This window comes from Marinomonas sp. TI.3.20, from assembly GCF_038155025.1.
Taxonomy (GTDB): Bacteria; Pseudomonadota; Gammaproteobacteria; order Pseudomonadales; family Marinomonadaceae; genus Marinomonas; species Marinomonas flavescens.
On sequence record NZ_JBAKAS010000002.1, the window covers coordinates 192,928 to 219,920 of the forward strand.

26 protein-coding genes are annotated in these 26,993 nt (G+C 43.9%); 8 read left to right on the top strand and 18 right to left on the bottom strand.

Features of this window, described 5'->3' with window-relative positions:
* Positions 1-91 precede the first annotated feature (91 nt).
* Together V6259_RS03430 and V6259_RS03435 are read right to left on the bottom strand one after the other, a co-directional pair.
* Positions 92-880, bottom strand: coding sequence for an alpha/beta fold hydrolase (locus V6259_RS03430; RefSeq protein ID WP_341583312.1), 789 nt, complete (start codon positions 878-880; stop codon positions 92-94).
* 77 nt (positions 881-957) lie between these two features.
* Positions 958-1,866 carry a sensor domain-containing diguanylate cyclase gene (locus tag V6259_RS03435; protein WP_341583313.1) on the bottom strand — a complete coding sequence of 303 codons (909 nt, stop codon included), beginning with the start codon at positions 1,864-1,866 and terminating at the stop codon, positions 958-960.
* A 274-nt stretch (positions 1,867-2,140) separates the two neighbouring features.
* Between V6259_RS03435 and V6259_RS03440 the strand changes: the two genes are divergently transcribed.
* The gene (locus V6259_RS03440) at positions 2,141-3,061 is read left to right on the top strand and encodes a DODA-type extradiol aromatic ring-opening family dioxygenase (protein WP_341583314.1); all 921 of its coding nucleotides are present in this window, start codon (positions 2,141-2,143) and stop codon (positions 3,059-3,061) included.
* 31 nt (positions 3,062-3,092) lie between these two features.
* Here the strand turns inward: V6259_RS03440 and V6259_RS03445 are convergent, their stop codons facing one another.
* From V6259_RS03445 to V6259_RS03460, 4 genes are all read right to left on the bottom strand, one after another.
* The gene (locus V6259_RS03445; protein ID WP_341583315.1) at positions 3,093-3,398 is read right to left on the bottom strand and encodes a hypothetical protein; all 306 of its coding nucleotides are present in this window, start codon (positions 3,396-3,398) and stop codon (positions 3,093-3,095) included.
* Positions 3,399-3,449: 51 nt separating this feature from the next.
* Positions 3,450-3,743, bottom strand: a complete 294-nt coding sequence (locus tag V6259_RS03450; protein ID WP_341583316.1) for a putative quinol monooxygenase — start codon at positions 3,741-3,743, stop codon at positions 3,450-3,452.
* Between the two features lie 158 nt (positions 3,744-3,901).
* Entirely contained in the window at positions 3,902-4,396 is a 495-nt protein-coding gene (locus V6259_RS03455; RefSeq protein WP_341583317.1) for a TspO/MBR family protein, read from the bottom strand.
* Positions 4,397-4,957: 561 nt separating this feature from the next.
* Complete coding sequence (locus tag V6259_RS03460) at positions 4,958-5,473, bottom strand: NADPH-dependent FMN reductase (protein ID WP_133011071.1); 516 nt, start codon at positions 5,471-5,473, stop codon at positions 4,958-4,960.
* A gap of 77 nt (positions 5,474-5,550) precedes the next feature.
* Here V6259_RS03460 and V6259_RS03465 point away from each other — a divergent pair, with 77 nt between their 5' ends.
* Entirely contained in the window at positions 5,551-6,018 is a 468-nt protein-coding gene (locus V6259_RS03465; protein WP_341583318.1) for a GtrA family protein, read from the top strand.
* 21 nt (positions 6,019-6,039) lie between these two features.
* Here V6259_RS03465 and V6259_RS03470 read toward each other — a convergent pair whose 3' ends face one another.
* From V6259_RS03470 to V6259_RS03480, 3 genes are read right to left on the bottom strand one after another with little or no spacing between them, the layout of a single operon-like run.
* Positions 6,040-7,059, bottom strand: a complete 1,020-nt coding sequence (locus V6259_RS03470) for a pirin family protein (RefSeq protein WP_133011070.1) — start codon at positions 7,057-7,059, stop codon at positions 6,040-6,042.
* A complete protein-coding gene (locus V6259_RS03475) occupies positions 7,056-8,324 on the bottom strand; it encodes a sensor histidine kinase (RefSeq protein ID WP_341583319.1) in 1,269 nt (422 codons plus the stop codon). Before V6259_RS03475 ends, V6259_RS03470 begins: the two co-directional genes overlap by 4 nt.
* Complete coding sequence (locus tag V6259_RS03480; protein WP_133011068.1) at positions 8,321-9,001, bottom strand: response regulator transcription factor; 681 nt, start codon at positions 8,999-9,001, stop codon at positions 8,321-8,323. The genes V6259_RS03475 and V6259_RS03480 overlap by 4 nt, the downstream gene beginning before the upstream one ends.
* 147 nt (positions 9,002-9,148) lie before the next feature.
* On the opposite strand from V6259_RS03480, the gene V6259_RS03485 reads away from it, so the two are divergent.
* Positions 9,149-10,168: a glycosyltransferase family 2 protein gene (locus tag V6259_RS03485; protein ID WP_341583320.1), complete on the top strand. Its 1,020-nt coding sequence runs from the start codon at positions 9,149-9,151 to the stop codon at positions 10,166-10,168.
* Complete coding sequence (locus V6259_RS03490; RefSeq protein ID WP_341583321.1) at positions 10,158-11,624, top strand: ArnT family glycosyltransferase; 1,467 nt, start codon at positions 10,158-10,160, stop codon at positions 11,622-11,624. The genes V6259_RS03485 and V6259_RS03490 overlap by 11 nt, the downstream gene beginning before the upstream one ends.
* Before the next feature lie 57 nt (positions 11,625-11,681).
* Here V6259_RS03490 and V6259_RS03495 read toward each other — a convergent pair whose 3' ends face one another.
* Together V6259_RS03495 and V6259_RS03500 are read right to left on the bottom strand one after the other, a co-directional pair.
* The gene (locus V6259_RS03495) at positions 11,682-12,800 is read right to left on the bottom strand and encodes a choline metabolism transcriptional regulator GbdR (RefSeq protein WP_133011065.1); all 1,119 of its coding nucleotides are present in this window, start codon (positions 12,798-12,800) and stop codon (positions 11,682-11,684) included.
* Positions 12,801-13,143: 343 nt separating this feature from the next.
* On the bottom strand, positions 13,144-14,268 hold the full coding sequence (locus tag V6259_RS03500) for a hybrid-cluster NAD(P)-dependent oxidoreductase (RefSeq protein WP_133011064.1): 1,125 nt from the start codon (positions 14,266-14,268) through the stop codon (positions 13,144-13,146).
* Between the two features lie 300 nt (positions 14,269-14,568).
* Between V6259_RS03500 and V6259_RS03505 the strand changes: the two genes are divergently transcribed.
* The 4 genes from V6259_RS03505 to V6259_RS03520 all read left to right on the top strand — a co-directional run bounded on the left by V6259_RS03505 (position 14,569) and on the right by V6259_RS03520 (position 18,787).
* Complete coding sequence (locus tag V6259_RS03505) at positions 14,569-15,843, top strand: aromatic ring-hydroxylating oxygenase subunit alpha (RefSeq protein ID WP_341583322.1); 1,275 nt, start codon at positions 14,569-14,571, stop codon at positions 15,841-15,843.
* A 414-nt stretch (positions 15,844-16,257) separates the two neighbouring features.
* Positions 16,258-17,007, top strand: a complete 750-nt coding sequence (locus V6259_RS03510) for a metal ABC transporter ATP-binding protein (protein WP_341583324.1) — start codon at positions 16,258-16,260, stop codon at positions 17,005-17,007.
* On the top strand, positions 17,004-17,894 hold the full coding sequence (locus V6259_RS03515; protein WP_341583325.1) for a metal ABC transporter permease: 891 nt from the start codon (positions 17,004-17,006) through the stop codon (positions 17,892-17,894). Before V6259_RS03510 ends, V6259_RS03515 begins: the two co-directional genes overlap by 4 nt.
* Positions 17,891-18,787: a metal ABC transporter solute-binding protein, Zn/Mn family gene (locus V6259_RS03520; protein WP_341583326.1), complete on the top strand. Its 897-nt coding sequence runs from the start codon at positions 17,891-17,893 to the stop codon at positions 18,785-18,787. Before V6259_RS03515 ends, V6259_RS03520 begins: the two co-directional genes overlap by 4 nt.
* A gap of 89 nt (positions 18,788-18,876) precedes the next feature.
* On the opposite strand, the gene V6259_RS03525 is transcribed toward V6259_RS03520, so the two are convergent.
* From V6259_RS03525 to V6259_RS03555, 7 genes are all read right to left on the bottom strand, one after another.
* Positions 18,877-19,125, bottom strand: coding sequence for a hypothetical protein (locus V6259_RS03525; protein ID WP_341583327.1), 249 nt, complete (start codon positions 19,123-19,125; stop codon positions 18,877-18,879).
* A 10-nt stretch (positions 19,126-19,135) separates the two neighbouring features.
* The gene (etfB, locus tag V6259_RS03530) at positions 19,136-19,906 is read right to left on the bottom strand and encodes an electron transfer flavoprotein subunit beta (RefSeq protein WP_341583328.1); all 771 of its coding nucleotides are present in this window, start codon (positions 19,904-19,906) and stop codon (positions 19,136-19,138) included.
* A complete protein-coding gene (gene etfA, locus V6259_RS03535; protein ID WP_341583329.1) occupies positions 19,896-21,221 on the bottom strand; it encodes an electron transfer flavoprotein subunit alpha in 1,326 nt (441 codons plus the stop codon). Before etfA ends, etfB begins: the two co-directional genes overlap by 11 nt.
* Positions 21,221-23,167, bottom strand: a complete 1,947-nt coding sequence (locus V6259_RS03540) for a (Fe-S)-binding protein (RefSeq protein WP_341583330.1) — start codon at positions 23,165-23,167, stop codon at positions 21,221-21,223. Before V6259_RS03540 ends, etfA begins: the two co-directional genes overlap by 1 nt.
* Before the next feature lie 32 nt (positions 23,168-23,199).
* Entirely contained in the window at positions 23,200-25,275 is a 2,076-nt protein-coding gene (gene dgcA / locus V6259_RS03545) for a dimethylglycine demethylation protein DgcA (RefSeq protein WP_341583332.1), read from the bottom strand.
* A 45-nt stretch (positions 25,276-25,320) separates the two neighbouring features.
* A complete protein-coding gene (locus V6259_RS03550; RefSeq protein WP_133011057.1) occupies positions 25,321-25,866 on the bottom strand; it encodes a DUF5943 domain-containing protein in 546 nt (181 codons plus the stop codon).
* A 95-nt stretch (positions 25,867-25,961) separates the two neighbouring features.
* Entirely contained in the window at positions 25,962-26,939 is a 978-nt protein-coding gene (locus tag V6259_RS03555) for a dipeptidase (protein ID WP_341583333.1), read from the bottom strand.
* Between the last annotated feature and the right edge of the window lie 54 nt (positions 26,940-26,993).

The following is a 26,993-nucleotide window of genomic DNA, read 5'->3' on the forward strand; positions in this document are numbered from 1 at the left end:
TAAAAGGAATTAATATTATTAGTTAGATTCCTAAGCGGAATATTAGCTTCAATACCAGCCTATCATCTATTCTTATGAGAAGAATATCACCTTAAAGCAGAGTGTCGTCACTAAGAACGTGTTTGCACTCTTCTGCATGGCTTGTCACCAAAAAGTGACTTGCCCCCTTAATCTCATAGGTTTTACTATTCGGAATGTATTCTTTCAAATGTTCACATATTGAGCGAGCCACTGGGTTAGAGTGGTCGCCGTAAACCAGACGCGTTGGTACAGTACATTTTTCTAGATGGCTCAGATCATAGTCCATACTAGAACAAAGTTCCCAATGGCGGATATTATTACTCGTTAACGGCTCCATACTCTCTTTTATAAAGTCAGGAAATAGTTCAAAAGCCCCCGCTTCACCCCAAAAATTGATAACTTGACCACAAGCATAATGTTTTTTATTCGCCACATCTCGACGATATTTAAACAAAAAATCCTCAACAGAGTTACTCATTTCTGTATCTTGAGTACGATCCAACATCCATGTCGCAACCGGTTCAAATAGCGTAACTTGACTAAGCTTTAAATTACCTTGAAGTGCTTGAGCTAATGCAACAACACCACCAAAAGAGTGACCAACCAAATGAATAGCTTCATCCGTTAACGACTGAACTGCCTGCTCTAAAATAGCTAACTCTGTTTGGATAGAAGGCGTAGAAAAGTCATCGGGGTCTGGCATACCACAATGGCCAGGAAGCTTTATCGAGATACAACGATGATTTTCAGCTAACAGTTTAATCATTTTTTTCCATGTCGACGTAGTCGCATAAGAGCCATGAATAAACACAATTGGTGATCCAGCTCCCTGCTCTTCAAAATAATTATCTATATTCATGCTGACTACCTAACGTTTGACGTCTAATACTGAAGCCTAAATTCAAGTCCGAAGTGCGACATATTATTATTTTAATCTTACTCAGCAACCACTCGATTTTTACCACTTCGCTTGGCTTTATACAGAGCATCATCTACACGTTTCAATACCGTTTCATATGACAGATCGGTCGTCACCATGGATGAAACTCCGATACTGATACCAATTGTACTGGCAATGTTATGGGAAAAAAATTGATCAAAATAACGTCTAAAACATGCATGCAACAAATCAGAAAACTGTATAGCGCCTTCTAAGTCAGTATTGGGTAATGCAATGATAAATTCATCACCACCAAAACGACAAGCAAGGTCTGTTCTTCTAAGTTCTGTTCGACAAATATGCCCTACCGCCATTATCACCTCATCGCCTGAATAATGACCAAGAGTGTCATTAATCGTCTTAAGGTTGTCTATATCAAACATTAGAATTGAGGTTGGAATCAGGTGACGATTAAAGGTTTCAAAATGGAGCACAAGATCTCGCTCGAGTTTTCTGCGATTAAAAAGGCCTGTAAGCTGATCAGTATCGCTAAGCTCACGTAACTTAAGTTCCATCTCGTGACGCTCTGTTATATTGCTCGCCACCCAAAGCACCACATCTTCACCATCGACCTGAAAATTAAGTGGCTGAATGCGCCCTTCGAACCAAATCGGGTGGACTGGTCCCTTTTTAATGTTTTTATTGATCTCTTTTATGCTTAGTTCATACTCTTTAATGAGCAATGTTTTAGAATCTAATGCCAAGGCAATCTGCTCTAAAAACCAATCCACTTTCTCGCGATTAACTGTATCCGCAATACGTAAACCCACAAGACTGCTACTATCATGGTAGTAACGAGTATCAAGACCACCAAATACCGCCAGATACTTACCGCTTCGTGACAATATAAACGCAGGGTCCGGCAATGCTTCAAATGCAATAGCCATCTGTTCAACTGTAATCATAAAAACATCCTGTAAAAGCACACTTGTAAATAGAATGTCATATGGCACCTACCATCAGAACTCAAAGCCCACCCCATCACTAACATTCAAGGAAACAGGCTAAGCTTGACCATCGAGTCAAATAAGTAGAATACACGCTTTATAGCTGATTAAAAAGCAATCAATGCCACTACACCTCATGGAACGGCGCGCCACCAACAAAAAAACACTCGTGAATTAGAAGCAATTTGTTGTTAATAATTCAACAATAGATCTATTTATCTTCAAATTGACAATGAATATTATACTTCCATCAGATCACCAAGCCGTGATCAGCCACGTTTTCTTAACCTTAGCCCTCACTGCGCCTGTGCTTGATGGCGTGCTGAGTAACCTATTCATTACTTATCGAGACAGTAGAATGACCCACCAGCCGACCCTTTTTATTTCTCACGGCTCACCAATGATGGCCTCAGAAATCAGCAGTACTTCTATTTTTTTAAGTCAATTAGGAAAGGAATTAGCCAGACCCAAAGCCATCGTCATTTTCTCAGCCCACTTTGATCTAGCGGCCGACATCGTGATTACATCCGGCCAGCACCCTGAGACCATCCATGACTTTTACGGTTTCCCTAAACCCTTTTATGACATCCAATATAAGGCACCAGGCGCCCCTTTATTAGCACAAGAAATCGCGTCTTTTTTCCAGAAGGCAGGATTAAAACCGATATTAGACAGTGCACAAGGCTGGGATCATGGTGTCTGGATCCCTCTTAAATTGATGTATCCGAAGGCAGACATTCCTATCGTGCAAATCTCTATTAATAGCCAGCTAGGCCCGCAAAGAAATTACCTCTATGGGCAACTTGTTAGCACATTAAAAGATGACAATATCATGATCATTGGATCAGGAGGTATTAGCCACAATCTGAAAGAACTGTTTAACCGAAAACCAACGGAAAATCGCGTAGCGATGGTGACAAGCTTTACCGATTGGGTGCATGAGAAGCTGATAAATAAAGACATAGATGCACTATTAAACTACGAGAAAGAAGCGCCTTTTGCTCACTTTAACCACCCGACTAAAGAGCATTTTTTGCCACTGTTCGCCGCGCTCGGCAGCAGCGACTTGAGTTCCGACTTAACCAGCGTGCAACGTCTTCATAGCGACGTAGAAGGAGACGTTCTGTCGTTAGACACCTATTTATTCTCATAAGCTCCTACAAAAACCCCATGAATCAGCCCGATTATATTTCGGGCTTTAAAAACACCATGGTATAGAAAATATACAGTGCCACTACACCCCATGGAACGGCGTACCACCAAAAGCTGGTAATTGTGCTGCCTTTCCAATAGTGAATCAGTACGATGATCGCCGTAATCACAAAGGACAATGGCAAGACAAAGAAAGAAGAACTCAATACCTTGTCATCAAACTCTGTTAAGACATGATGTTGAGCAATGGCGCCACCAGCAAAAATACTCATGATGACCATATAGCCACCCAGCGCCAACTGCACAAACGTGCCTATCACCACCCATATTAAAGGCATTACTCATCCTTAAATTTTATTCATCTTTGATACTGTTACTGGCAGAATTGGTTATACCAAATCCAAGCGTAATACCTTAGTTGGACCTGCTCGAAACGAAGGCGTCAGCTTACTGGCTTCTTTCATATGAGGTGTTTCATGATGCGCATGCCACATAGCCTCACTGGCCCAACGTTCAGTAAGTACAAGCTGGTCATCGTTATCTGATACTTTATGAAGCTCATACTCAAAGCAACCCTCTTCTTTTAATACCAGTGGTTGAAGCGCTTTAAAAAGACGGATTTGTTCATTGGCTTTACCCGTTTGAACATCAATCAAGACCACTAGTTTTACTTCCTTATCCATAATAACCTCATATTCTCGGTAGTCTGATAGACAGCACTCAGTGCTATCACGTTTATAGTCTATATTTGAGCCCTTCTCTTTATATCAAACTCAATGCGCTAAGTACGATTCTATTGAGCTGTTTTTAATCATTATTCACTGTGTATTACTGAATAGCATTAACTCAATACAGAGAGATTGAGCTGCCAAATAGAAAAGTTAAGTGCTGCCGCGAAGCTTACCCAAAGAAGATATGGTAATAGTAGAAAACTTGCCAGTGGACTAACACGCAAAAATGCAATCAGCGTAGCGACAATCATGCCCCACAAAAAGAGAATATTGACGAAGGCATAGGCACCAAGATGCCACGCAAAAAAGAGCCAGCTCCATAGACCATTCAAGGCAAGTTGAATAAGAAACAGCGAGAGCGCTACTCGTGCAGAACGACCTCCATGACACCAAACAAGCCATGCTGAAAATGCTATTAGAACATAAAGGAATGTCCATACCGGACCAAATAACCAAGCAGGTAGCGCCCATTCTGGCTGCGTTAATTGTGCATAAAAACTTTTCGCTTGGATGGAAGCAGTCGCACCAAGTAATGCGACAAGAAAGCACATGCAAAGCCAAAAAAACAGACCTAGCGCTTGTTGTCGTTTTGAAAACACAGCCATATTTCACCCCTCTGTTAATTGTTTTTTAATTGATACTCCACGAGTAAGCTAGCCATAGGAAAAACCTCTTATATATTGATTTTAATCGTTTTTTTAGGCCAATCGTGAGTCAATATAAATATATTATGAAAGCATTTTATTTACCTATATCACTTCTCTGAAAATAGGCACATACTAATTTTGTTGTAAATGAGTTGATTCAACTCTTTACAGCAATAGCCCTCAGGTTAGCTCAAACTGACTTTAGGTTAATTCAGTTTATAACGAGTAGAAATTATTATGAGCAAGGGTCAAGACAGCAAAAAAGATTCGAAGAAGAAACCGCTTTTAACAGCAAAAGAAAAAAAAGCAGCCAAGGTTCTTAAAAAGTCCCCCATTAGTAACGTGTTAACTAAGTAAGCTTATTATGGTCACCATCATATCTGGTGACTCTTACGTCTACCGATACTCATATCTCTTATTTAGGAGTACGGCTGAAGGTGCTTTTTAATGACAATACCAGATATAAAAAATCCAACACGATCGTTGGATTTTTTATATCTCGGGTAACACCAATAACACTTAAGCTTTAGCAATAAGGTCCAGCAAAGACTGCTTAACACTGGCATCAAGTATTTCACCCTCTTTCATGACCTCATAAAAAGAAGGTACACTCAAACTACCCAGCACATTAGCATCAAAAAACGGTAAATTATTCAGTGCTAAGTTCAGTACATTTTGAGCACCTCCAGGACCTGGCGATGTCGACAAAACAATAACGGATTTATTCTGATACACCTTTTTAACCAACCGTGATGCCCAATCAAATGTATTCTTGTAGGCCGCTGAGTAAGATCCATTATGCTCAGCAAAAGACACAACGATTAGATCAGCATCCGCAATTTCATCGATAAAAGATTGAGCTTCCTCTGGGATACCAAACTCCTTCTCTCTATTTTCACTGAAAATTGGCATAGCAAAATCATTAAGATCCAACACAGTGACCGACGCACCTTCAATTAAACTTGCCGTATAAGAAGCAAGCGCTTTATTGATTGACTGTTCACTCGAACTCGCACCAAATGCTAGTACTTTCATATATTCATATTCCTTCAACTATGTTGTTTTAAAGACAATTCATTTTTTTTCGACGAACCTATTTTTACACTAACTCAATGATTCAAACTATCTTTCAAAAATCTTTTGTACGCTTCGCCATTGTTGGCAGTCTTGGCTTCTTAGTAGACCTAATAAGTATGATTGTTCTGTCTTTTTGGTTATCACCAATGATGGCAAGAGCTGGTGCTTTTTGGTTTGCCGCTAGCTCAAATTGGTTATGGAATAGACAATTTACATTTAACACCAAAAAGAAAATGGCTATAAAGGAAATAATCCATCAGTGGGCTCATTTTATTTTTTGCTCTGCTTTATCTTTTATCCCTAATTGGGGTTGTTATTACTTCTTAATGCATTTTTTTACACCAAATCCCCAGTTACACTTACTCTCGTTACTGTGGCCTTATTTAGCAATGGCGCCTGGAATTCTTATAGGATTGTTTTTAAATTACGTTTTTTCCCTGCGATGGGTATTTGCAACTAATTCCAACGAGCCTTTAACTAAGGTACAAAAAAGGCCTCTATAAAGAGACCTTGAATTATCGAATTCATTGATCAGGTTGTTCTTCTAAACCATTTACATGATGAGCAAAACGACCTTTCTTCTTATCATGTACTTGATCGTGTCGTGACCATGGCCAACCACCAAATTGCGTACGCTGATAATCTGCGACAGCTTGCTGAAGCTCTAATTTGGTATTCATTACAAATGGGCCCCGCTGTTGAATTGGCTCCTCAATGGGGCGACCTTGTAACAATAAAAATCGCGCTTGTTTTCCTACGTTCTCAATCACTAATGATGCATCACTTTTCAGCTCAATGGCTTCTTTAACATCCACACTGGTGCCATCAAGAATGACTTCCTCTCCTTCGAAAAAGTACAACATACGGCTCAACCCAGCTAGTGCTTTTGGCAAAGTCCAGCAACCATTTTTTGGAATATCAATCACCCAAATAGCCACATCATTACTTTTCTCAGCGGCCCATGAATCAGGAGGACAAGGCAAGGCCTCTACCGTACTAAGCTCACCAGCAATAATACGAACAGAAGTAGTAATACCCGCCTCATCATGCAATTCAACAATCGGCGTGTCTTCACGCCATAACATCGCAAAGTGAGGTGGCACCATTTTATTTTTAGCAGGTAGGTTTAGCCAAACTTGAAAGAGTTCAAGAGGATTTTTGTCCGACTCTTTAAGCAAAGGAAACATTTCAGAGTGCTGAACCCCCTTACCCGCAGTCATCCATTGCGTATCACCTTTCCCATAACGCCCAGCCGACCCAAGTGAATCTGAGTGATCTACAAAACCTTCATTTACAATAGTGATGGTTTCAAAGCCTCTGTGTGGGTGTACTGGAAAGCCTGGCACTTTTCTACCATGATACATGCGCCAACCGTCAATACCTTGAAAGTCTTGACCAATCGGACGGCCTTGCAACGAGGCGTCTGGCCCCATATCTGGATTCGCTTTTGGATAATCATCGTTATGAAACGCACAAAATAAAAATGGGTCTAACGTTGGCCAAAACATTTTTAACGGTAACCGTTTTATAATGTTGACACTCATGCTTTCCTCTCTGGTGGGAACCGTACTGTCGCGGTACACCCAACCTCTTCATTGTTTAACAAAGTAAACTCACAATGATATTTCGTACAAATATCACGAACGATCATTAACCCTAACCCATAACTTTCGCCTGTAGGCTTCCCTTCAAGGCCGCAACCAGAATCAATAATTTTGATAAGATTATCCTCCATGACCACCAAAACCTGCCCTTTATCTGTGCAAGCTAAAGCATTCTTAACAAGGTTACCGACCAAAATATGCAAAGTGGGTACAGGAAGCTTTGTTTTAACACTACCTTGAGAAGAGACTTTCAGCTCGACAAATTCATTAGGCTGATACTCTCTGTGCGCTTCGCAAATCAATGCCAGTTCGGCCTCATTAATCACGCGCGTAGACATGCTGTCCGTGTCTTCATCGCGCGTCAGAGACAACAAAGTAGTGATATAATCTTCCATTTCTTGGCAAGCTTTAACCATGCGCGTACGCTGACGTTCCATGAATTCTTTTGAATCTGATTTATTTAATAAGGTAAGTGCCCCTCGCATTACCATTAATGGCGTCCTAAGTTCATGACTTGCATTACGGTTAAATGCACGCTCACGCTCGACCAAGCTTCTAATTTGATTTTGATAACTATTTAAGCGGTCGACTAACTGATGTATTTCCCGTGTTGCGGCACCATCAGGTAGAGATATTGGTGAAAAATTTTCAGGGCTGCGTGACTCTAAATTTTTGGATAAATTAGACAATGGCTTAGTCAATCGATTCGAAATACGCATAACTACCCACAAACTGATGATCAAAAGCAATAACGACATAAACAGTTGCGTAGTTTGTGTATCAAACATTTTTTCTTCACTCGATTCATAAATTGCATCGTGGTGAATCAGGTATAAATCTCTAAGCTTACCGTTGATCATCACTTTAGACAGCATAGAGAAGTATTCGATTTTTGTTTCTGAACTAGGGGCTAGATGATAAGGTTTATCATTAGATATATCTGACTCTAATACCACCCAAGCAGGTAAGTTTTTCTTGCCTAAATACGCATTAGAAAACGGTGGCACGGCAACATGTGTTAGGTTTGTTCCCTGAAAAAGCGCGGTTGCAGTAGCAATATCTTTATCCATTCTTGTTTCAGCGTAGACAGATTCCATATCTTCGATCATGGATTCAAGCATCGAAAAATGAAAAGCAATAATGGCAAAAGCAACAATTGAAAAATACGTAACGGTTAACTGTTTAGAGGTTCTTATCTGTTTCATTCTTCGTCTTCTGCTACCAAGCGATAACCAACTTTTGAAATGGTTCTTAAATAAGCATGTTCAAAGGGGCGATCTATTAAACTGCGTAACTGATAAATATGGCTACGCAGCACCTTACTATCTGGCTCTTCATCTCCCCATAGGGCATCACAAATTTCTTCTTTACTCACTACTTCCGGCGCGTGATTCATTAAAGCTTTCAAAATTGTGTATTGTGATGGGTTTAGAGAATAGCGGCTGCCTTCCCTTTGTAACACGCGTGTTTTCATATCCAATGTCAGAGCACCAAAGGTTAATATTCGATTAGCAATACCACCATTTCGACGGCGAATAAGCGCCTGAAGACGAGTGTCTAGAATCTCTAAGTCGAAGGGCTTAATCAGGTAATCATCTGCCGCATGGGCAAAACCATTAAGAATATCTTCTTTTGTATCTCGTGCTGTAAGCATTAATACAGGCGTATCTATGCCGCTTTCTCGCAGTAGGCGACACACTGTCAGACCGTCCATTTTAGGCAACATAACATCTAAAACAATCGCATCGTAGTGGCCTTTTTTGGCCAACTCAAGACCTTGCAAACCATTATTTGCGTAATCTAAAATATCGCCTTTGATTTCAAAATAATCGAAAATAACACCAGCAATATCTTTATGATCTTCAACCAATAGTAACTTCATACGTTTCTCTGTTTTTATACCTAGTGGATACTGTATTACCTAGGATGAATTGTTACACAATAGCATGAAAAAAAAGTGAATCATCTTTTTACGACACCACTATAGCTAGTATGCCATTATCCAAAACAAAGTACGCAAAGGTGAGTTATGAGTGCAGTACCTTATCTCTACAAAGCACAAATAAAAAAACCGCAGCGACAGCAGGCATTAGTGAGCGTTATCATTCCCTTTTTAAACGAAGAGGATGTGTTAATTGCCTGTCATCGAAGAGTCTGCCGTGCATTGGACGCACTGGGTCAACAGTGTGAAATCATCTATGTTGATGATGGTAGCACAGACAATAGTTGGCACATTGTCAAAAATTTCAACCATCCTCTTCATCAAGTCCAGTGTTTAAGATTGAGCCGTAATTTTGGCAAAGAAGCGGCGACCAGCGCTGGACTAAAAGCCTCAACCGCTCGTTGTGCAATCCTGCTAGATGCTGATTTGCAAGACCCACCTGAATATATTAAAGACATGGTGAAAGCATGGAAAGACGGCGCTCAAGTCGTTGAAATGCAGCGCAAGAAACGTCATGGAGAAAATGCCCTGAAACGTTTGAGCGCACACCTTTTTTATAAACTCATGTCAAAAATGAGCGACCACCCGATTACAGAAAATGTTGGGGATTTTCGCTTACTAGATCAAAAAGTTGTGGACGTAATTAATGCACTGCCAGAACGCACACGTTTTATGAAAGGCTTATTAGCATGGCCGGGGTTTAAACGTGTTATTTTGCAATTTGATCGAGACCCCCGTTTAGCTGGCACGACCAAATGGAATTATCCAAAACTGATTCATTTGGCTTTAGAAGGTATTACGTCTTTTAGTACAACGCCTTTGCGTTGGGCTACTATAGCGGGCATTCTTACCTCTCTAAGTGCATTTGTTATGGCACTCATCATTCTCACCAAAACACTCATATGGGGAGACCCTGTCACAGGCTACCCTTCAACAATGTTAATAATACTCTTTCTAGGAGGTATACAATTATTATCCATTGGTGTACTTGGCGAGTATATTGGCCGCTTATTTATTGAATCAAAACAGCGCCCTCTCTACATCCTTATGGAAGAGACATTCAACCAACCCACATTTGCACGTCAGGAAATAGAGTATGCCCCTTAAGTCAAATACATTCCCCTCGTCTAAACTACTGTTACTCTTATTACTAGGCTGTGTGGTACTGCGTCTTTTATCATTAGGCCTTTATCCATTAATGGACACTACCGAAGCTCGCTACGGTGAGATGGCACGTATCATGGTAGAGACAGGCAATTGGATCACCCCAATGTTCGATTACAATGTGCCTTTTTGGGGGAAACCTCCAATGTTTGCCTGGCTCAGTGGCCTCGGTTTTAGTTTATTTGGCATCACTGAATTCGCCGCTCGCATCCCTCATTTATTAGTAGGAATAGGCATTCTTTATCTGGTCTATTTTCTGACAAAAGAATATTTTGACTCTAAAAAAATGGGCATTTTTTCGAGTGCTGTATTAGCCTCTACTTTTTCATTTTTATTAATTTCAGGCGCTGTCACCGCAGACACGGCACTGACATTTTCGATTACACTTAGTATGGTCAGCTTTTGGCAAGCCTGGAACAATAAGCACCCCATTTGGGGCTATTTATTTTTCATTGGACTTGCATTAGGCATGTTATCTAAAGGACCGCTTGCCGTTGTTTTAGTTGGTATTAGCCTTACTCTATGGCTTATTCCTAATTACCGCTGGAAACGTTTATGGGAAGTTTTACCATGGGGCTACGGTAGCCTTCTTTTTCTAATTCTATCGATTCCTTGGTACGCAATTGCTGAATATAGAACGCCTGGATTCTTGGATTACTTTATTGTTGGTGAGCACATCAAACGCTTTATCATTGGTGGCTGGCAAGGCGATTTATACGGCACCGCCCACGAAAGAACTCGCGGTACTATTTGGGTATATGCAGTGGTCGCGATGTTGCCTTGGACACCACTGTTAATCGCCCAATGGATACGATTAATTCGGACTGGTCAAGACACTCAAGAGTCTAGTAATGGATTTGGCAGCTTTCTGATTGCTTGGATGCTAGCACCATTGCTGCTCTTTACATTTGCAGGCAATATCCTATTGACCTATGTCATGCCAGCATTACCAGCGGCTGCAATTTTAGTGGTTCATTACCACCGCTATAGAGCATTACCGAAATGGCTTTATAGTCTAGGACTAGTAACACCAATCTTGCTAATTGCATTTATTAGCGCACTGCATTTTCACTATGGTGAAATACGTTCAGATAAAAAAATAATGACCATATGGAAACTACAAGACGAAAGCAAAGCGGATGATTTATTTTATCTAAGAAGCCGCCCTTTTTCGTCCGAGTTTTATTCTTCAGGGAAAGCATTACAACGATCTGGTGATGTCCATTCTTGGCTGCCTAAGCAAGAAAAACCGTTCTTTATAGTGCAAAAAATAGACAGAAGTGCAGTGTACCCAAATTGGACTTGTTCAGAACGAGCTGAGATAGCAAAGAAAAAACTTTTATTCTGCGAGCCAACACCGCAAACAGTGCCAAATACTAAAGTACCAAATACTAAATAAGAGAGTTTAAATAAGGGAGTAATTATTACTCCCTTATTTAAAGAGGCCTAGACCATGTTAAATAGCCACAGAGCCATAACTTGGCTCAGCATGGGCATTGTCCAAGGCCGAAGAAGCATGAGCCATATAAACAACACTTCCTGCATCATTTAACTCACTAAGATGAGGCACAGCCTCTACGTTGGCCCAAGCTATCTTACGCTCATCGCGGGGTGAAATTCCGATGTGTTTACGGTAGCAACGGCTAAAATGTGGAGTCGAAATAAATCCGCACGCGGTGGATATTTCCACAATGGACATGTTCGATTGTTTTAATAACTGACGCGCTCGATCTAAGCGCAAGCGCAGATAATAACGTGAGGGTGAACAATCTAAGTATTTGTGAAACATACGCTCTATTTGTCGACGAGACACATCCACGAACATGGCCATTTCATCCAACTCAATGGGTTCTTCTAAGTTATTTTCCATTAGCTGAATCACATCAACCAACTTAGGCTTACAACCTCCACCGTTATTTAATTGTCGCAATGGCATACGCTGTTGATCAGATTCCGTACGGATACGTTCACAAATAAACATATCTGACACGGCATTCGAAAGCTTGGCCCCATGCTGACGAGCAATCATCGTCAGAAACATGTCCATTGGTGCACTACCACCAGAAGATGTTAGTCGATTACGGTCGATGGAAAACAATAAATTATTGCAGTTTACCTTAGGGTAACGCTCTTGCAAGGCGGTTAAACACTCCCAATGAACACTGCAATTATATTCATCTAGTAAACCGGCATGCGCTAGCACATAAGCGCCAGTGCAAATACTTCCTAAATGAACGCCTTTGCGCGCTCTTTGTTGCAACCAAGACACCTGCTTACCGGTAAAAGTACGGGTAATGTCTAATCCACCTACAACGATGATCAAATCCAGTTCAGGCGCATTCGCTATGGAAAAATCTGGTGTCAGGCTTAAGCCGTCACTGGCGGATAATGGTTGTCCATCTTCAGAAATTAATTGCCAGCTATACAACTCTTCTGCAGATAATTGATTCGCCATTCTTAATGGCTCTATTGAAGAGGCCAAGGCGATCATAGTGAAATGATCCAATAATAAAAAACCCACTCTCGTGACTTTTTTCGCTTCTCGATGAGAAGCTGGGGGTGTCGCTGTAGCCATGTCTGTGCCCTCCTATTATGTTTCTTTAAATTAGGCAAAATTCAGACCAATATTAAAGAAACACTATTTTTATTTTTTAGGGTTAAACGATCAAATTTCAAAGAGTGCTAGTCACGCTTTGCATTCAAAAAATAGTGAACCATTACTGTAAAATAGCGGCATTAATCACATGACAATGTAATCAAGCTACTTACAACAATCAAACAAAATTGAACGCTATTTCTTACCTGACTAGCATTTAATTTTTTCTGAGACGGATAAGCGCCTGCACTACTTTAGCTTATCCTTGACCTTTTATTGATCACTCATTTAATAAAAAATTATCCCTTACAAAATTTTTGGCTCAAAATTCAATAACAACATTAGACTTAGGGACGGTACAACAAGAAAGAACATACCCTTCCGCCACATCGTCATCAGTGATACCACCGTTATGGTCCATTTGTGTTTGCCCTTCTTTTACCAACACCTTACAGGTACCACAAATACCCATACCGCAGGCTTTGGGGATCATTAAATCCAATTTGGCCGCCGCGGTATGCAAGGTTTCTCCAGCCGATACCTGAATACTTTTGCCGGTGTTAGTAAACTCCACCCGCAGTAAATCTTCTTGATTAATGGCATCGGCTTCCGCTTGTGCCACTTCCGCTTGCTCTAAGGCATCTTCAACCGCGCTCTCTGGCGTCGCACCAAAAGATTCTTCATGATAATGGGACATGTCGAAGCCATGCTCTTGTAGCAACTGCTTTACCGCTTTCATATACGGCGTTGGGCCACAGCAAAAAATCTCTCGCTCCATAAAATCTGGCGAAATCATTTTTAGCTTATCTTCATCAAAAAAGCCTCGATAACCTTGCCACGGCAAGCCGTTTTCCATGCGTTCGACAATCAAATACAAGCCAAAGTTATCTAACCGTGACGCCATATGATCCAGTTCGCGCGGATAAATCACATCTCGAGGAGAACGGGCGCTATGGATAAAGGTAATGTCCACATCGGCGTTTGTATCAAACCACCAGCGTGCCATCGACATGACCGGGGTAATGCCCACGCCGCCCGACAGCAGAAGCACTTTATCAGCACTAAAATCAATACAGTTAAACTGGCCTACTGGCCCATGAACCGCCAACTCGCTGCCGATTGCCATATTGTCATGAAGCCAGTTCGATACTTCCCCACCCGGCACACGCTTAACCGTAATGGAAAAACTGTAAGGCACCGATGGTGAACTCGAAATCGTATAAGAGCGCATCACTTGTTTGTCGTTGATCTCTAGTTCCAAGGTCACAAATTGACCCGGTTTAAAGAAGAACATCACCGGCTGCTGCGCCATAAAACAAAAAGTGCGTACGTCCCACGTCTCATGAATGACTTTTACGCAGCGCACATTGTGACGGCCATTCACCCAAGTTTGAGTATTTACTGGGGCTAAGTAATCCGCATTTACAGCAGGAGTCGAATCAGTCATAAAGAGTTCCCAATTAGTGACGCTATTGTCTGGTATTTCGAACATTCTCTTAGGAGTTTGGATAGACCAATTAACTCTAAACGACAATAACTTGCTCATTGCAGCCAACACCATGTAATACAAGCCATTGATGGTCGATTTGAATGTCACAGGATGTCGTGATTAGACATTTTAATAAGCCGTCATTGGGAGAAGATAAGCCTAATGTTATCGCTCAAAAATCTCATCATACGAGATGAGCATCTCGCCTATATTAATAGGCTCATTCTCCATTCTTTTTGTTATTAAGGGTCCAGAAAGATGAACCAGAACGATCTACTCAATGTCCGCCACGCTACCCTTGATGAGGCACGCTCTGGCATGCTCAGCTTGTTGGAAAACCGTCTTGAAAATCACTCTCTTGAGGCACCGCTTTATAACGACCCTCATTTGTTTCGAGTAGACATGGAAGAAGTCTTCCAAAAAGAATGGCTGTTCGTTGGCATGACCAGTGAAATCCCCCAAAAGGGCAACTATTTCACCGTCGAAGTAGGCCAGAACCCAGTGTTAGTACTGCGCGATGCGGATGGCAATATCAACGCCTTTCACAATACCTGTCGCCATCGGGGTTCGGTAATTTGTACCGAACATCGAGGCAAGGTAGCCAACCTCGTTTGCCCTTATCATCAATGGACCTATGATCTAAAAGGCAATCTTCTGTTTGCTGGCACCGAGATGAAGCAAAATTTTGATAAAACACAACACGGCCTAAAAGCAGCCCATTGCAAAAATGCCGGTGGCTTTATTTTTGTCTGTTTAGGAGAGACGGCACCCGACGATCAGTTTGATGAGTTTCTAACCACCTTAGATAAATACATGGAACCCTACGACGTCGAGAACACCAAATTGGCGGCGGAATCGACCATGTACGAACGCGCTAACTGGAAGTTGGTGCTTGAGAACAATCGTGAATGTTATCACTGCTCAGCCAGCCACCCAGAACTACTAAACTCTTTACTTGAGTGGGATGACACTCACGACCCACGCGCACCTCAGGACTTTCACGATCACTACAATGCTCAAGCCGCACAATGGGACGCTGAGGGTATTCCCCATGAACACAAAAGCTTTGGCGCTTCTCAGCGTAACCGCGTGGTGCGTATGCCACTGAAAAAAGGCACCAAGGCGATGACGATTGATGGCAACGCAGCGTGTAAAAAACTGCTTGGTAGAGTGAAAAATCCAGAGCTCGGCTCAATGCGTATTTTGCACTTGCCGAATTCTTGGAACCACATGCAATCTGATCATTTTGTAGTCTTCCGCGTGCTGCCGGTATCGGCTCAAGAAAGCATAGTGACGACCAAATGGTTTGTTCACAAAGACGCAGTAGAAGGCGTCGATTATGACCCTAAGACATTACGTCATGTTTGGGACGCTACTAATGAACAAGACAAAATCCTCGGTGAACGTAACCAACTGGGCATTAACTCCATTGGCTATCAACCCGGTCCTTATTCAGAAACCTATGAATTTGGCGTTATTAACTTCTTAGAATGGTACGCCAGTACTATTAAAAAGAACCTTGTGACACCATAAGGTTACACACTAACTACTTAATACTAAGTAGTTAGTGCTAGGCATAAAAACAGTTAAGAAAACAGCTACCAAGAACAACAGCCCTCTCCCAAGCAGAGTGATACCCTGATTCGGTTATTGCTCTTTTCTGAACTTGTTTAAACAGCTTCACCACTCATCTTTTGTAACCATCAGGTCACTTAGCGACATAGTCAACCTAACAACACTTTCCAGATTATATTTCCAGCAAAGAAAAAAATACTGCAAAATAAAAATGTTATGATATAGCATAACCTAATAATTCAATATTTCACAAGGTCAAATTCACATGTCTGGTCGCAGCGTACTTACTCAATCTGTATTTCAAAGGCTGATCATTTCACTTATCAGTCTGGCTGTTTTATGGGGGCTCATTGCTTGGGGAGTGTCACTACCATGAGCGACTTAATTCTAGATGACGTATGTATTTCCTACGGACAACATCACGCGGTATGTCATCTTTCTGGAGCATTTAAAAAGGGCAGTTTAACCGCCATTGCAGGCTCCAATGGTGCCGGTAAATCCACCCTAGTTAAAGCTATTATGGGTGAACTGCCATTAACACGTGGCCGAATTAAACGCGGATCATTGCGCAACCAAGACATTGCCTATTTACCTCAAACAGCCGACATTAATCGCCAATTTCCCATTAGTGTTTATGACCTTGTTAGCCTTGGCACGTGGACTGAAACAGGTGCTTTTGGCCGTCTATCGGATTCATCTCAAGCAAACATAGCCAAAGCATTACAACGTGTTGCAGTCACAGGTGTTGAACAACGCCAGATTCAATCTTTATCCGCTGGTCAGTTTCAACGTATTTTGTTTGCTCGGCTGTTACTCCAAGACGCGCAAGTCATTATTTTAGATGAGCCATTTACTGCTGTTGATGAAAAAACGACTCTTGATTTAATTCATCTGATTAAACAATGGCACCAAGAAGGCCGAACCGTCATTGCCGTATTGCATGATATAGAGCAGATACAACAATATTTCCCAAGCACGTTATATCTGGCTCGAGAATCAGTGTTTTGGGGAGATTCAAAAAGTGCTTTTTCCAACACTCATCGCGCTCAAGCTCGCATCCTAACGGACTATTGGGACAATTCTACACAAAATAAAGAAATCAACGAGGTGGCTTTACCATGACCTTTTACCTACTGGCTATTGCCCCTTTTTATGAATATGGTTTTATGCGACGAGCACTGGTCGCTATCATAGCCCTCGCCCTCTGTGCTGGCCCTATCGGGGTATTACTCATGCTGCGAAGAATGAGTTTAGTAGGTGATTCTATGAGCCATGCGGTCCTGCCCGGCGCCGCCATTGGTTTTATTATTGCCGGTGGCCTATCCCTGCCAATGATGGGCGCTGGCGCTCTAATAGCAGGCTTAATCGTAGCCACTTTAGCCGGCATTGTGAGCCGTCATACCGCATTAAAGGAAGATGCTTCTTTTGCTAGTTTTTACCTGCCTTCTTTAGCATTAGGCGTTCTACTCATTTCGGTAAAAGGTTCGAATATCGATCTATTACATGTGCTTTTTGGCAGTATTCTATCCATTGATTCGCAAGCTCTTTATCTCATAGGCAGTATCACTAGCTTCTCTCTCATATTATTAGCAATTATTTATAGACCATTGGTCGTGGAATGCTTTGACCCTCGTTTTCTACGCTCAGTAGGCGCAAAAAACAGTCTTTATCACGCCTTATTCCTACTCATGGTTGTACTCAATTTGGTAGCAGGCTTTCAAACTCTCGGTACGCTTATGGCTGTTGGTATGATGATGTTACCAGCCGTTATCGCACAACTTTGGGCAAAAACACTCCCCAAGATGATCTGTATTGCGACCAGTGTCGCAACACTTTGTGGCTACATTGGCCTGCTAATTTCTTACCACTTCAATTTTTCTTCTGGCCCAACGGTTGTCCTAACCGTTTTCGCTGTTTACCTATTTTCACTTATCTTCGCCCCTGCGGGCATTTTTTATAAACACCTGATGAGGAGACTTCCCTCATCTCCTATGGAGAAAGCAAAATGAAAAAATCACTGTTCGCCCTCTCAATATTATCAAGCGCATTAATGGGCGGGTCTCAAGCGTATGCATCTGTTGAAAATCCCATTCATGTGGTAGCCAGCTTTACCGTTTTAGCCGATGTAGTGAAAGCTGTTGGAGGGGATCTTGTCGAAGTGAAAAGTTTGGTACCCGTAAACGGTGATCCTCATGATTTTTCACCTACACCAAAAGACGCACAAGACATTAAGCGCGCCGCGGCGACATTTGTAAGTGGCGAAGGGCTCGAAACATGGTTTACCAAAATTGTTAAAGCATCAGGTTCAACCCAACCTGCTGTGATGGTTTCAGAGGGGATAAAAACACATATGTTTAATGAAGATGGTCATAAAATACGAGACCCTCATGTCTGGAACAGTATACCCAATGTCATGATCTGGGTTAAAAACATTGAAAGCGCTTTAGCAAAAGTCGACCCAAATGACGCCGCGACATATAAAATCAATGCAACGCAATACTTAAAACAACTGGACAAGTTAAATAAAAAAATTCACCACGATATTAATAGCATTCCAACAAATAACCGAAAAGTGCTTACCAGCCACGATGCATTTGGCTACTACGCCAATGAATATGGGGTATCATTTATGGCGCCGGTTGGTGTATCAACAGAAACTGAAGCCACCGCGTCGAGAGTTGCAAAACTGATCGATCAAATTAAAAAAGAACACATCACAACGTACTTTTTAGAAAATTCTAATAGCGCCAGATTGATAAAGCAGATTGCTCATGCCACTGGTGCAAAACCAGGTGGCGAACTGTACCCTGAGGCATTATCAAGCTCACAAGGCCCTGCCTCAACGTATTTGAAAATGATGAGTCATAACACTGATTTGATCGTATCCTCATTAAAAAAATAACATAATTAACGTAAATAGAACCAAAAAATAGGCATAAAAAAACGGGCGTTTAAACAGCGCCCGTTTTACAACACATCTCTTTGCCCTGATTACGCTGCACCCGTAAAACTGGCAAAACGCTGCAACAGTACTTTCACTTCTGGTAACACAGTCACTTCATTATGCTCCATCTCTTGGCAAAGTTGTTGCACAAAAGAGACTTGCTCTGGGTAATCCTTTAACCAAGCTAAGGTCGCATCGCGGACTTCATCTAAGCTTTGCTGTTGGCTAATAGGCGCACCAAGCGCGATCAGCTTTTCTTTAAAATCTACTTCATCAACCAAGTCTACAATCATCATAGTTTAGTACCTAGCGAATCACTTTCTCTTCTAGTAAAAGATCAAAAATAGCACGCGCTTTCTCTTTCGGCGTTTCGTTCTTCATCACCTTGCCAGTGCCCCCTTCGGGTTTCGCCGTGGCCGCTTTAAAGCGTTCGGCAGCGGTTTTCGCTTTCACTGTTTTTAATCGCTTCGGACGAGATTTTGCGACTGACTCTTGCCAATCTACACGAATCTGATCCACTTCACCAACACTCTCGACGCTTTCTATACTCGCTCGTAAACCAAGCGCAAACGCACTTTGGCGGGCGGTTTCAGCGGCATGATCAACACTGGCAATAAACGGCAGTTTAACACTTACTGCACGACGCTGGCCTCGTGGTAGCGCCAACAACACTTGCGCTTCGCCATCCTTCACTGAAACGATATCCGCCACCCGCGCCACCACAGGCCAACCTAAAGCATGGGCCAATAAATAAGGCACCATGCCAGAGGATTCACCACTTTCAGCGCGCACACCGGTGAGCACAATGTCCACTTTTTCTTGCTGTAAAAACTGGCTCAATACCAGCACCGCATCGGTGCTTTTGTCTTGTTTCAAGATCGTCATTGATGGCAAGCCCATGCCCGCATATTGACGTAATACCGGATCATCCGGATCACCAACATGCACCACAGACAGCGCCTTAGCAACCAATTTTAAACCCAATTCTACCGCCCGCCCATCTTGATCCGCACGTCGTGCACGACCCGATTGAGGATGACGCCCCACCGACACCAAAGAAACAATATTAAGCGACATTCTGGCTCTCCTCTGGGCTATTCTCTTGGCTGGGCTTATCATTCACCCCGTATTCTTGAGCCAACTGCATCAGCTCCGATAAAATAACGTCACTGTCATCAATCACACTTAAATGCGCTCGCTTCACCATGTCACAACCGGCGTCCGTATTAATGGCAATAACCTTTTCGCACTGACCAATCCCCTGCATGTGCTGAATCGCACCTGAAATCCCGACAGCAAGATAAACCCGCGCCGTGACCCAAGTGCCTGAAGCGCCCACCTGACGAAAACGCGGCATAAAGCCATCGTCTACCGCAACGCGGCTTGCTCCTTCAGTGGCACCCAGTGCCTGTGCCGTTTGATGATATTGCGCCCAGTTATGGATGCCATTGCCTGCCGAAACAATAAACTCCGCTTCGGCCAATGGAATTTCATTAGGGTCTACCGCCACCTGACCGTGATCGATCAAGTGTGCCGACTGAATATCCAGAGCGTCCACACTGATCGGCAAAACTTCATGTCGTGTTTCATCAATGGCGTTACCGCACTCTTCTAACACCATCACAATACGAGGTGTTTGTCTGGCGATATCAAGGCTGCCACCTGCACCACGACAAACGACTTTCTCAGGTATCACTTGCCAAGCTTGTGTCGCTGGCCGCTCTCCCAAACTCGCCGCAAGACGAGAACCTAAGTCCGTACCACCATGAATGCTGTCTGGGAATAACCAATGCTGAGGCGCCAATTGCGTGTCTATTTGGGTCAGCGCCGCCACTCTCGCTTCTGGCGTGAATCCTTCAAATTCAGTGCCGGTTAGGTGAATCAAGCGATCCACACCCGCTATATCAAACTGGGTTTCTTTGATATCACCAAAGCACACTGCCACCACGGCGCCGTTGCCTTCCATGCTCCCTTGTAACGCATGCGCAAGACCCAGAATGTCTTTGTCATGGGCAGACAAGCGACCACCCACTAAATCGGGTACCACGACAAGATAAAAATCAGGCGTCGTCACCACATGCAACGGCAACACAACCTCTTGTGCTGCACCATGGTGTTTGTTTGACGTGTCTGCACCATTGCCCTTTAAGCGATCAATTCGTTTAATGCCATTGGGGCCAATGAAACCAATTTGATGCGGGTTTTTACGGATCAAGCCACTGGGCCCAATAGCACTACCAAGGCCTTCATTGATCACCTCATGGTACAAAGGGTGTAAGCGATTGCGAGCAATCCATTCCTTACGAGGATCACGACGTACTATGCCTAATGAAGATATGCCTAATGAAGATATGCCTAACGAAGATATGCCTAACGAAGAGACGTTACTCATTAGTGAACCTCCTCAGCCAGCTGACCCACCAAAATTTCAGCAATGTCTTTCACCACAGGTCGAGGCTCCACCACCCCTTCCAACATCGCCGTACATTGCTGACAGCCGACCGCCACTAGTTCAGCACTTGTCGCAATCACATCTTCCATTCGCATGTCCGCAATACGACGTTCGCCTGGAATGTCGGTGATCGGTGCGCCACCGCCACCACCACAACAACGAGAGCGGAAACCGGAGCGTTCCATTTCAGCAATCTCAATGCCTAATGAACGCAGCAGTTCACGTGGCGCATCGTACTCACCGTTATAACGCCCTAAGTAACAAGGGTCATGATAGGTTACTTTGCCACCTTTGAAGGCGTCTAGCTTGAGCAAACCTTGTTGCACCAATTGATTCAAAAACGTCGTATGATGAAGAATCTCAACAGCTTGGCCTGATGCACCTTTAGAAAGCACACCATCGTCATCAAGATCCCCATATTCATTGCGCAAACAGTGATAAGCATGCGGGTCTGTCGTCACTATCTTGTTAAATTCATACTGCGACAAGGTCGCTAAATTACGCTTCGCCAAACTTTGAAACGTAGCGTCATCGCCTAAGCGTCTTGCCACATCGCCGCTGTCTCGCTCTTCATCCCCTAAAATCGCCACATCGACATTGGCGGCTTTCATTAGCGAGACAAACGCCCTAAGAATACGCTGACTGCGCATATCAAAAGCGCCATCGGAGACCCAAAACAAAACATCAACGACTTTTTTCTCTTTCATCAAGGGCAAGTTCTGATCCGCGGCCCAATGGGTCCGGCTCGCTGGCGAATGGCCATTTGGATTGTCTGTCGCTATGATATTTTCTAAAATCTCGGCGCCTTTGTTTGGCGTTTTGCCTTTTTCCATGGTGAGAAAACGACGCATATCGACAATCGCATCCACATGCTCAATCATCATTGGGCATTCTTCGACACAGGCCCGGCAAGTGGTACAAGACCATAAGGTATCCGCATCGATCAAACCGGCGGTAATCACATTATTGATGCCACCTTGGGCCTCACCAAGCGCTTTACCTTTTCCGTCAGCCGCAGGATAAGGGCTGCCTGCGTAGTTCGCATCTGTCCCACCCGCTAAACCAACCACCATATCTTGAATCAGTTTTTTCGGATTTAATGGCTGTCCTGCCGCAAACGCTGGGCACATAGCCTCGCATTTACCACACTGCACACAGGCATCAAAACCGAGTAATTGGTTCCATTTAAAATCACTAGGCTTGGCCACACCGTGAACCTTGCCGCCTAATTCAGCCGGCTTCAAACCCGTAGAGCGGCCACCACCAAAACGCTCAGGACGACGGTGAAAAGCAAGATGCAGCGCCCCTGCAAAAGCGTGCTTCATCGGCCCGCCCCACGTCATGCCAAAAAGCATTTCTGACAAACTCAGCACAATGCCAATCGACAAGACGATCGTCAGTAACCAACCGCCAGTACCTTCTGGCAAAACACCCGCCATCGGCAACGTCAGTACAAAAAAGGTCACGGCAAACGTCAGCAAGCTTTTCGGCAGACGCATCCAAGGCCCTTTCGATAATCGACTAGGTGGATTAAAACGACGCTTAGCAATAAAGAGTGCACCAACAAACATCAGCACCAAGGCAACCAAAAGCGCCCCAGCAAGAAGCTGATGACCAACGCCAAACACATGCACCAAGATCACCAGAGTCATGGACAAAACGAATCCGCCAGCGGTCGCCACATGGGTTCGAGACATGTATTTGTCGCGTTCCACCACATGATGAAGGTCGTGCAGATAGCGCTTCGGCATTGCCAATAAGCCAGCCACTATGTTTACTTTGTCCGGCTGCCCGGCGCGCCACAAATTCGCACGCCGAACCCCGCCAATCACCGCCAAAACAAGCAGCGTCACAATCAACACTGAAGGTAACCAGTCAATAACCATGATGAATCCTCATCAACCAAACGCGCTAATCGTTAAAGGTCTTTGCACAAACGCAAAGCATCGTACAGCGCCGCATGGGTATTTCGCTGTGACACACAATCGCCCAAACGCCATAAGATCATGCCATCGCCTGTGTCTTTGCCTTGTTGCTCAAGCACAGGTTGTGGCTTGATATCGTACAAAGCCTCAACGTCGATTTGACCTTTATTGCAAGACGCGGCTTTTAACGCGTAATACAAATCTTCATTAGGTCGGGTGCCATTTTCAACCACCACTTGGTCCACGACGCGTTCTTCTTGTTGGCCGGTGTATTCGTTTTCTAATACCGCCACCAAGTTGCTGCCTTCACGATAGACTTTTTCGAGAATCAGATCCGAAGACATGATGACTTCTTTTTCATACAGCGAACGATAGTAAGTCGGGAACGTAGTACCGCCGATGCCAACACCTGGCTTGATATCATCCGTAACCAACTCCACCAAGGCGCCTTTTGCCGCTAAGAAATCCGCCGCTGACATGCCAGAGAACTCACAAATAGTGTCGTAGATCAGCACGTTTTTACCCGGTTCAACCTTGCCACTCAAAATCTCCCAAGTGGACACAACCAAACCTTCTTCTGCGCCCCACTCTGGGTTTTGCTCAAGAAAAGGACGACCACCCGTGGCCAAAATACACACATCGGGCGCCAAGCTGTTCACCAAGGCTTCATCCGCTGCGGTGTTGAGTCGGATATCCACGCCTAAGCGTTCTAGCTCCATGATCAGCCAACGACTAATACCGGCGATTTGATCCCGTTGTGGCGCTTTCGCAGCAAGGGTAATTTGCCCACCCAGCTCTGCGGCGGCTTCAATCAAGGTAACCTTGTGACCGCGTTCTGCCGCCACTCGAGCGGATTCCATACCACCAGGACCACCCCCAATCACCACCACATTGCGAATCACTCCACTGGTTTTTTCTATCACATGAGGCAAGCCCATGTACTCACGGGAAGTTGCCGCATTTTGAATGCACAATACATCCAAGCCTTGGTATTGGCGGTCAATACAATAGTTCGCGCCGACACACTGGCGAATTTGATCGACCTGATCCATTTTGATCTTGGCGATAAAATGCGGGTCAGCAATGTGCGCTCTTGTCATACCGACAAAATCCACATAGCCCCCTTCAATAATACGTTTCGCTTGATTTGGATCCTTGATGTTTTGCGCATGAATCACAGGCACATCCACCACAGTCTTAATCCCAGCCGCAAGGTGCAAGAAAGGCTCAGGCGGATAAGTCATATTCGGAATCACGTTTGCCAAGGTATTGTGCGTGTCACAACCGGACCCCACCACACCAAAGAAATCGATCATGCCAGTGTCGTTAAAGTATTTAGCAATTTGCTTCATGTCTTCATGGTTCAAGCCATCAGGGTGAAATTCATCCCCTGAAATACGCATACCCACAACAAAGTCAGGACCGACTTCTTTGCGTACCGCTTTCACCACTTCCATGCCGAATTTCATCCGACCTTCAAAGGTACCGCCCCACTCATCGGTGCGTTTATTAACCCGAGGCGACCAGAACTGATCGATCATATGCTGATGCACGGCGGATAACTCAACGCCATCCAAACCGCCTTCTTTCGCACGCCGCGCTGCTTGCGCAAAATCACCAACAATACGCCAGATTTCTTCTACTTCAATGGTTTTACAGGTCGCACGATGGACCGGCTCACGAATACCAGAAGGCGACATAAGGTTGGGCCAGTTTTCACCATCCCAACGAGAGCGGCGCCCCATGTGACTAATTTGAATCATGATTTTTCCGCCATGCTTATGCACGGCGTCGGCTAGATTCTGGAAATGAGGGATAATACGATCAACCGATAGATTGACAGAACTCCACCAGCTTTGTGGGCTATCGATCGACACCACACTGGAGCCACCACAAATACACAGACCACAACCACCTTTGGCCTTTTCTTCGTAATACTTCACATAACGGTCTGTTGTCATGCCCCCATCAGTGGCATATACCTCCGCGTGAGCCGTACTGACAATGCGGTTACGCACTGTTAACTTGTTGATATTTAATGGCTCGAACAACGCATCATATTGGGACATAGTAGAACCCCGCCTTCTTTAAAATAACGGACAGCAAATAAAAAATTAAATCGGTGAAACAGAGAAATAACCGACATCAAAACCTTCTTGTGCAGCACTTTGCGTTTGCTCAGCTTTGGTACGAATAGACAGGCCTTGGCTTTTGGCGACCTGATCCAAGGCACCGGCAAACCAACCGGTAAACATGTAATCCACTTTACGATTAACCTTACTGCCGTGCTCTTGCAGGTAATGGTAAACAAACGCCGAGTTTTCCAGACGAACCTTAGCCGTGCCTTTTGCGACATCCAGCGCTTCGGTAATGAAAAATCCCCAGCCGCGCTGAGAGAGACGTTTTAAATAATGGTGCCACACCTCATCGCCAGTAAAACCATGCAACTCAGCTTCTTTTTCACACCAAAAATACGCGGATTTATAACCTGCTTTATAAAGAATTTCGGCGTATCGCTCTGCCCCAATTTCGTTTTCAATGCCCATGTGGTTATTCACGAAAAAGTGGCGAGGTACATACAACATTGGCAAAGCATCGGTATTCCAAACACCGGTTTCATCGTCTACTTGGATTGGCATTTCTGGTACGTGCGTTCCCATAATTTTCCCTTAAATCGTTATTGTCTATCGTCTTTTGTTTTCTAGAGATTGAAGCTAAATGAGCCAGCATGTTGCGATAACACAACAAAACCGTCTTATTCGCCCCACACGTTTTCCAGTAATGAAACCCAGTTTTCACCCATGATCTTGCACACTTGGCGTTCGCTGAACCCGCCTTTCAGCAAGGCTTCCGTTAAATTAGGAAACTCACCCACGGTACGAATGCCTTTCGGATTAATGATCTCCCCAAAGCGGGTTAGTCGGCGGGCATAGCCTTTGTCATGAGTCAGATATTCGAAGAAATCTTCACCGTGGCCTTGGGTAAAGTCGGTACCAATGCCAATGGCGTCTTCACCCACTATGTTGTAGATGTAGCGAATGGCTTCTACGTAATCTTCGATGGTGGCATTGACGCCGGCGCGCAAGAATGGAGTGAACATGGTCACACCCACAAAACCGCCATGATCAGCGATAAACTTAAGCTCTTCGTCGCTGCGATTGCGAGGGTGCTCTTTTAGCCCTGACGGCAAGCAATGGGAATAAGCGACGGGTTGTTTGGATTCGAGAATAACTTCTTTGGCGGTATTGGGTCCCACATGAGATAAATCACACAGCATGCCGACGCGATTCATTTCGGCCACAATCTCACGACCGAAACCAGACAAACCACCATCGCGCTCATAGCAACCCGTGCCTACCAAATTTTGCGTGTTGTAGCACATCTGCACAATGCCAACACCAAGGTCTTTAAAGATCTGTACATAACCGATTTGGTCCTCAAACGCATGGGCATTTTGAAAACCCATCATGACGCCGGTTTTGCCCTCGACTTTCGCTCGATGAATGTCTTTGGTGGTATAGACCTTAGTCAGCAAATCACTGTTGGTTTCAATCAGCTGATTCATTTCCACCACATTGCGTACCGTGCCTTCAAAATTTTCCCAGAAAGACACTGTGCAATTTGCGGCGGTTAATTTGCCTTTGGCCATGTCTTCAAAGAGTTCGCGATTCCACTTCGCGCAAATCAAACCGTCAATAACAATGGCTTTATCATGTAGCTCTGCTGCGTTCATTGTTTTTCCTTCCCGATCAAAATGAGGCTGTAAAAGTTGAAAATCATCAATGAA

Bases quoted from the DNA above. Each gene is read 5' to 3' on its own strand.
- etfB (WP_341583328.1), bottom strand. From the start codon at position 19,906: ATGTCGCTTAATATTGTTTCTTTGGTGTCGGTGGGGCGTCATCCTCAA.
- V6259_RS03525 (WP_341583327.1), bottom strand. From the start codon at position 19,125: ATGATGATTGTAGACTTGGTTGATGAAGTAGATTTTAAAGAAAAGCTG.
- V6259_RS03515 (WP_341583325.1), top strand. From the start codon at position 17,004: ATGACCTTTTACCTACTGGCTATTGCCCCTTTTTATGAATATGGTTTT.
- etfA (WP_341583329.1), bottom strand. From the start codon at position 21,221: ATGAGTAACGTCTCTTCGTTAGGCATATCTTCGTTAGGCATATCTTCA.
- V6259_RS03485 (WP_341583320.1), top strand. From the start codon at position 9,149: ATGAGTGCAGTACCTTATCTCTACAAAGCACAAATAAAAAAACCGCAG.
- V6259_RS03455 (WP_341583317.1), bottom strand. From the start codon at position 4,396: ATGGCTGTGTTTTCAAAACGACAACAAGCGCTAGGTCTGTTTTTTTGG.
- V6259_RS03490 (WP_341583321.1), top strand. From the start codon at position 10,158: ATGCCCCTTAAGTCAAATACATTCCCCTCGTCTAAACTACTGTTACTC.
- V6259_RS03555 (WP_341583333.1), bottom strand. From the start codon at position 26,939: ATGAACGCAGCAGAGCTACATGATAAAGCCATTGTTATTGACGGTTTG.
- V6259_RS03475 (WP_341583319.1), bottom strand. From the start codon at position 8,324: ATGAAACAGATAAGAACCTCTAAACAGTTAACCGTTACGTATTTTTCA.
- V6259_RS03465 (WP_341583318.1), top strand. From the start codon at position 5,551: ATGATTCAAACTATCTTTCAAAAATCTTTTGTACGCTTCGCCATTGTT.
- V6259_RS03550 (WP_133011057.1), bottom strand. From the start codon at position 25,866: ATGGGAACGCACGTACCAGAAATGCCAATCCAAGTAGACGATGAAACC.
- V6259_RS03505 (WP_341583322.1), top strand. From the start codon at position 14,569: ATGAACCAGAACGATCTACTCAATGTCCGCCACGCTACCCTTGATGAG.
- V6259_RS03450 (WP_341583316.1), bottom strand. From the start codon at position 3,743: ATGGATAAGGAAGTAAAACTAGTGGTCTTGATTGATGTTCAAACGGGT.
- V6259_RS03500 (WP_133011064.1), bottom strand. From the start codon at position 14,268: ATGACTGATTCGACTCCTGCTGTAAATGCGGATTACTTAGCCCCAGTA.
- V6259_RS03540 (WP_341583330.1), bottom strand. From the start codon at position 23,167: ATGGTTATTGACTGGTTACCTTCAGTGTTGATTGTGACGCTGCTTGTT.
- V6259_RS03520 (WP_341583326.1), top strand. From the start codon at position 17,891: ATGAAAAAATCACTGTTCGCCCTCTCAATATTATCAAGCGCATTAATG.
- V6259_RS03440 (WP_341583314.1), top strand. From the start codon at position 2,141: ATGAATATTATACTTCCATCAGATCACCAAGCCGTGATCAGCCACGTT.
- V6259_RS03435 (WP_341583313.1), bottom strand. From the start codon at position 1,866: ATGATTACAGTTGAACAGATGGCTATTGCATTTGAAGCATTGCCGGAC.
- V6259_RS03445 (WP_341583315.1), bottom strand. From the start codon at position 3,398: ATGCCTTTAATATGGGTGGTGATAGGCACGTTTGTGCAGTTGGCGCTG.
- V6259_RS03510 (WP_341583324.1), top strand. From the start codon at position 16,258: ATGAGCGACTTAATTCTAGATGACGTATGTATTTCCTACGGACAACAT.
- V6259_RS03430 (WP_341583312.1), bottom strand. From the start codon at position 880: ATGAATATAGATAATTATTTTGAAGAGCAGGGAGCTGGATCACCAATT.
- V6259_RS03460 (WP_133011071.1), bottom strand. From the start codon at position 5,473: ATGAAAGTACTAGCATTTGGTGCGAGTTCGAGTGAACAGTCAATCAAT.
- V6259_RS03480 (WP_133011068.1), bottom strand. From the start codon at position 9,001: ATGAAGTTACTATTGGTTGAAGATCATAAAGATATTGCTGGTGTTATT.
- V6259_RS03495 (WP_133011065.1), bottom strand. From the start codon at position 12,800: ATGGCTACAGCGACACCCCCAGCTTCTCATCGAGAAGCGAAAAAAGTC.
- V6259_RS03470 (WP_133011070.1), bottom strand. From the start codon at position 7,059: ATGAGTGTCAACATTATAAAACGGTTACCGTTAAAAATGTTTTGGCCA.
- dgcA (WP_341583332.1), bottom strand. From the start codon at position 25,275: ATGTCCCAATATGATGCGTTGTTCGAGCCATTAAATATCAACAAGTTA.